This window comes from Allocoleopsis sp., assembly GCF_036703385.1.
Lineage (GTDB): Bacteria > Cyanobacteriota > Cyanobacteriia > Cyanobacteriales > Coleofasciculaceae > Allocoleopsis.
In genome coordinates, this window is record NZ_DATNPA010000637.1 from 1 (window position 1) to 5,380 (window position 5,380).

Annotated in this window: 4 protein-coding genes; 1 reads left to right on the forward strand and 3 read right to left on the reverse strand. The window is 49.8% G+C overall.

Annotation, left to right across the window (positions count from 1 at the left end; translation table 11 throughout):
• Positions 1-381 (reverse strand): hypothetical protein (locus V6C93_RS30185; RefSeq protein WP_333480376.1); only part of this gene is annotated, 381 nt, incomplete at its 3' end.
• A 90-nt stretch (positions 382-471) separates the two neighbouring features.
• Here V6C93_RS30185 and V6C93_RS30190 point away from each other — a divergent pair.
• Positions 472-2,118 carry an IS1182 family transposase gene (locus V6C93_RS30190; protein ID WP_333480377.1) on the forward strand — a complete coding sequence of 549 codons (1,647 nt, stop codon included), beginning with the start codon at positions 472-474 and terminating at the stop codon, positions 2,116-2,118.
• A gap of 513 nt (positions 2,119-2,631) precedes the next feature.
• Here V6C93_RS30190 and gltD read toward each other — a convergent pair.
• Both gltD and V6C93_RS30200 read right to left on the reverse strand, forming a co-directional pair.
• Complete coding sequence (gene gltD, locus V6C93_RS30195) at positions 2,632-4,116, reverse strand: glutamate synthase small subunit (RefSeq protein WP_333480378.1); 1,485 nt, start codon at positions 4,114-4,116, stop codon at positions 2,632-2,634.
• A 100-nt stretch (positions 4,117-4,216) separates the two neighbouring features.
• A partial coding sequence (locus V6C93_RS30200; RefSeq protein ID WP_333480379.1) for a glutamate synthase-related protein occupies positions 4,217-5,380 on the reverse strand: 1,164 nt, incomplete at its 5' end.

The following is a 5,380-nucleotide window of genomic DNA, read 5'->3' on the forward strand; positions in this document are numbered from 1 at the left end:
CAACAAAATGCGATCTGCGCTTCGCAGCAGCGCTTCGCTATCGCGTAAAGCCTCAAGGTCTGCCATCTGGGGCAGCGCAGTTACCGCCTGTTCCCTCACTGGGGCGTTCTCTTGGGAATGATGCTCCTCCTCCCTTGTAATACACGGGAGAAGTTCTGCTTCTTGACCTGTATTAGTCGAAACGGTTGCCTCCTCTTTCCATGTAATACCTGGTAGAGCATTGTCCCTAACTATCTGCTCTAAATAGTCAGCCCTGGTTATGCCTAAGCATTCAGCAGCAATGCCCAAGGCAATCCATGTTTCATCGGTTAGTCTCAGGGAGCGTACCTTACGATAGTCATCGTTTTTTAAGGCAAACTTTCCCTGGATATCCCGTTTCATATTAGTTCTCTTGCCATGTATTACAACGATAGTATAGACCTTAAGATGGAATTGGGGTCACTCTAACCGCGTGATGCAAGGAAAGTTTTTATGTCAATGCAGCCTCAAAGTATTCCTTCAGTTCCCCCAGATACTAAAGCTGTAGCGCGTGCAGCTTTTCCAAAAGGAAACATCTATGTTCTCCTGCGCGACAACCTGGGCAGCATTTATTCAGATGTTGACTTTGCCGCGTTGTTTTCCCAGCGGGGACAGCCAGCACAATCACCGTGGCGACTGGCTTTAATCAGCGTCATGCAGTTTGTCGAAAATTTATCTGACCGTCAAGCCGCAGAAGCTGTGCGTTCCCGGATTGATTGGAAATATGCTTTAAGTCTGCCTTTAACAGATCCAGGTTTTCATTTTTCAATTCTCTCTGAATTTCGCCAGCGCTTAATTGAGGGTGATGCAGAACAACTGTTGCTCGATAAGCTTTTGGAACAATTACGGGACTTGGGGTTACTAAAAGAAAAGCGACAAAGAACTGACTCAACTCATATTCTTACGGCTGTTCGTAAGCTCAATCGTTTAGAAACATTAGGAGAAACATTTAGAGCAGCACTCAACAGTTTAACCACAGTCGCGCCAGACTGGTTAATGAATCACCTTCACTCTGATTGGTTTGATCGTTACGGTCGGCGAGTAGAAAATTACCGATTGCCGAAGTTGGATAGTGAACGGGAGGCTTTGGGGAACTTAATTGGAAAAGATGGATTTGCATTATTAGATGCCATCTATGCTCAAAATTCACCAGAGTTGTTACACCAAATTCCTGCCGTAGAAATCTTAAGACAAGTTTGGATACAACAGTTCTATGCTAGGGGTGAAGATGGTTCTGTGCAATGGCGAATAACAAAAGATATGCCACCTTCAACAGTTGCCATTCATTCCCCTTATGATGTGGAAGCACATTACAGTTCCAAGCGTAGTGTTGACTGGGTGGGATATAAAGCCCATGTTACGGAAATTTGCGGTGAAGATTGTCCTCACTTGATTACCCAGGTTTATACTACTTTGTCTACGGTATCGGATGATGCAGCGGTTGAACCTATCCATCAAGCTTTATCTGAGAAATCATTACTACCAACTGAGCATTTAATGGACACTGGCTATGTGACAGCAGAGCATCTTGTCAATAGCCGTAGTGACTATGGTGTAGAAATTGTTGGTCCAGTTCGTTCTGACCCTAGTTGGCAGGCACGTAATCACCCTAAGTTCGCTGCTGACCAGTTTAAAATTGATTGGGAAAATCAAGTAGCTACTTGTCCTCTGGGAAAGCAGAGCGTTACTTGGTTTGCCAAAATTGATGTTAGTGGACAACCTATTATTGATATTCGATTTCCCACAGCTACTTGTAAAGCTTGTCGCTCTCGCCGCCGTTGTACGCGTTCAAAAAAAGAGCCTCGTGGACTGACCATTCGTGCTCAAGCTGAATATACTGCTCTGCGAACTCGTCGCCAATCCCAAGAAACACCTGAATTTTTAAAGATTTACCACCAACGTGCTGGAGTGGAGGCTACTTTGTCTCAAGGAATTAGACGTACCTGTCTGCGGCGATCTCGCTACATTGGATTAAAAAAAACTCATCTCCAGCATATTTTGATTGCTACTGCTCTTAACCTTGTACGCTTGGATGCTTGGTTAAACGACGAACCCGTTGCCAAAACTCGTATTTCTCGGTTTAAAAGACTACAACAATAGCCTGTAGCCTGCTCACACCATATAGATAAAGCCTTTCTACAAGTAATACACGGATGACCTAGACAAGAAATTCGTCTCTTTTACCGTGTAATACATGGTGAGTTCTAGAAAACCAAATAACCAAGGTGAGTTTATCCTCGAAAATTTGGTAGTGACAGCAAGGCCTACCCCTCACCATGTATTACGCGGAGAGGGACAGTATAAGTTAATTGCGTTATGGCTGAACTAACCAACCTTGCCTAGTCGTTTTCCGAATTCGCCGACAGTGTCTTCGCTACTTTTCCCCCTTGTGCAAGTTTCTCTACAAGTCATGAGCTTTAGAGCTGCATTCCAGTCTCATTACAACCTTGCGTTCTGTCTGTGCTGCTATGAAGACTTGGCTGAAGCTATTCAAAATGCAGTAATGCAGTAATTGATGCAGTAATGCAGTAAGTAAAATAATTGAGATCGAACCAACTCCCCCAGTCTTCTTCCTTCGTAGACGGAAGTTCCCCCGCAGGGGGGTGCTTCCGTTTAAGGTAGGTCAGTACTGCCCATGAGGTAGAGGTCGCACTCGCGGGCGGCACCCCGGCCTTCGTTGAACGCCCAGACGACGAGGCTCTGTCCACGACGGCAGTCACCCGCAGCGAAAACACCAGGGATGCTGGTGGCGTATTTGCCATACTCGGCTTTCACGTTGCTGCGGGCATCGCGATCGACACCGAGGGCATCGAGCAGCGGTTGCTCAGGGCCGAGGAAACCCATGGCGAGCAGAACGAGCTGCGCGGGGAGAACTTTTTCTGTACCGGGGACGTGCTTCGGAATAAACTGACCTTTATCGTTTTTCTCCCACTCCACCTGTACAGTGTGGACGGCTTTCACGTTGCCAGTTTCATCACCCTCGAACTTAGTCGCTGTGGTGAGATAGACACGCGGGTCATCGCCGAACTTGGCGGCGGCTTCCTCTTGTCCGTAGTCCATCTTGTAAACCTTAGGCCATTCAGGCCAGGGGTTATTAGCTGCGCGTTCCAACGGAGGTTTGGGCAGAATTTCCAGTTGCACGAGGTTCTTACAACCGTGGCGCATCGATGTACCGACACAGTCAGTACCGGTGTCACCCCCACCAATGATGATGACATCCTTGCCTTCAGCAGAGATGAAGTCATCGTTTTGGTGTTTGTCCAGAATTGCCTGGGTGTTCGCTGTGAGGAACTCCATTGCAAAGTGAATTCCCTTCAACTCTCGACCTTCTATGGGCAGATCGCGGGGCTTAGTAGCTCCCGTGCAGAGAATTACCGCATCGAATTCCTTAAGCAGGTTTTCAACCGGAAAGTCTTTGCCGACTTCAGTGTTGCAGATGAATTTTACGCCTTCTTCTTCGAGGACGTTGAGGCGGCGCAGGACGACTTTCTCTTTATCGAGCTTCATGTTGGGGATGCCATACATGAGCAGTCCGCCGGGGCGATCAGCGCGCTCAAATACAGTGACCCAATGACCGGCTTTGTTGAGCTGTGCGGCGGCGCAAAGACCCGCAGGGCCGGAACCGATGACAGCGACTTTTTTCCCGGTGCGTTGGGTTGGTGGTTCGGGCGTAATCCAGCCTTCATCCCAAGCTCTGTCAGCGATCGCATTCTCGATGTTCTTGATCGTGACGGGTGGGTTGGTGATGCCCAGTACACACGAGCCTTCGCAGGGTGCAGGGCAGACGCGACCTGTAAATTCGGGGAAATTGTTCGTCTTGTGTAGGCGATCCAGTGCCTCGCGCCAGAGTCCGCGATAGACGAGGTCGTTCCACTCAGGAATGAGGTTGTTGATTGGGCATCCGCTTGCCATGCCGCTGATCAGCGTGCCGGTGTGGCAAAACGGAACGCCGCAGTCCATACACCGTGCTCCCTGAGTGCGGAGCTTATCCTCCGGCATGTGCAGGTGGAATTCGTCCCAGTTGCGGATGCGATTGATCGGAGCCAGTTCAGAGGGTAATTCGCGGAGATACTCGATAAAGCCAGTTGGTTTTCCCATTGTTGTCTCTTAGGAGTCAGGAGTCAGGAGTCAGGAGCCAGGAATTGATTGGGTCTTCTGTCTCCTGTCTCCTCAAAGAAAGCGTCTTCGCCTATGAATTTTAGCTGCCACCGATACGGGCAACGTCACGGGCATTTTCTTCAAAGGCGGCGCTGAGTGCGTCATCGCCGCTCAAGCCAGATGCCAGTGCGTTTTTCAGCGCCTGGATTACGCGTTTGTAGTCCCTTGGCATCACCTTGACGAACTTCGGCACCATCTCCTGCCATGAGGCGAGGACTTTAGATGCCTTCTGGCTTCCGGTGTAGTCAGCGTGATTCTGGATCATCTGGTAAAGGGCATCGATTTCCTCAGAGTCTTCGAGATTTTCGAGTCCCACCATAGATGTGTTACAGCGCGTTGCGAAGTCGCCCTGCTCATCAAGGATGTAGGCAACACCGCCACTCATCCCTGCTGCAAAGTTACGTCCGGTGAGCCCGAGGACAACAACTTTGCCGCCAGTCATGTATTCGCAGCCGTGGTCGCCCACTGCTTCAACGACTGCATTGACGCCGGAGTTGCGGACGCAGAAGCGTTCACCGGCGATACCGTAGATATACGCCTCGCCGCTTGTCGCGCCGTAGAAGGCAACATTGCCGACGATGATGTTTTCTTCCGGCACAAACGTTGAGCCGACTGGTGGATAAACAATGATCTTGCCGCCGCTAAGTCCCTTACCGAGGTAGTCGTTCGCGTCGCCTTCGAGTTCGAGAGTGACTCCCGGAGGAACGAACGCGCCGAAGCTTTGACCCGCACTGCCCTGGAAATGTAGATGTACAGTATCTTCGGGCAGACCGTGCCAGTGGCGCTTGGTAATTTCGTTGCCGAGAATTGTGCCGACGACTCGGTTTACATTCTTGATCGGCAGCGTAGCTTTGACTTTTTCACCGTTCTCGATCGCGGGTTTGCACAAATCGAGTAGCATGGTCATGTCGAGCGATTTGTCAAGCCCATGGTCTTGGGGAATCTGACAGTAGCGACCGACTTCTGGCCCGACTTCTGGCTGGTAGAGAATTTTCGAGAAGTCAAGACCCTTCGCTTTCCAATGCTCGACGGCTTTCTTCGGTTCAAGTATGTCGGTGCGACCAACCATTTCATTAATCGAGCGGAAACCGAGCTGAGCCATGAGTTCGCGAGCTTCCTGGGCGATGAACGTCATGAAGTTCACTGTATGTTCAGGGTCGCCAGTAAACTTCTCGCGTAATTGTGGATCTTGCGTAGCAACGCC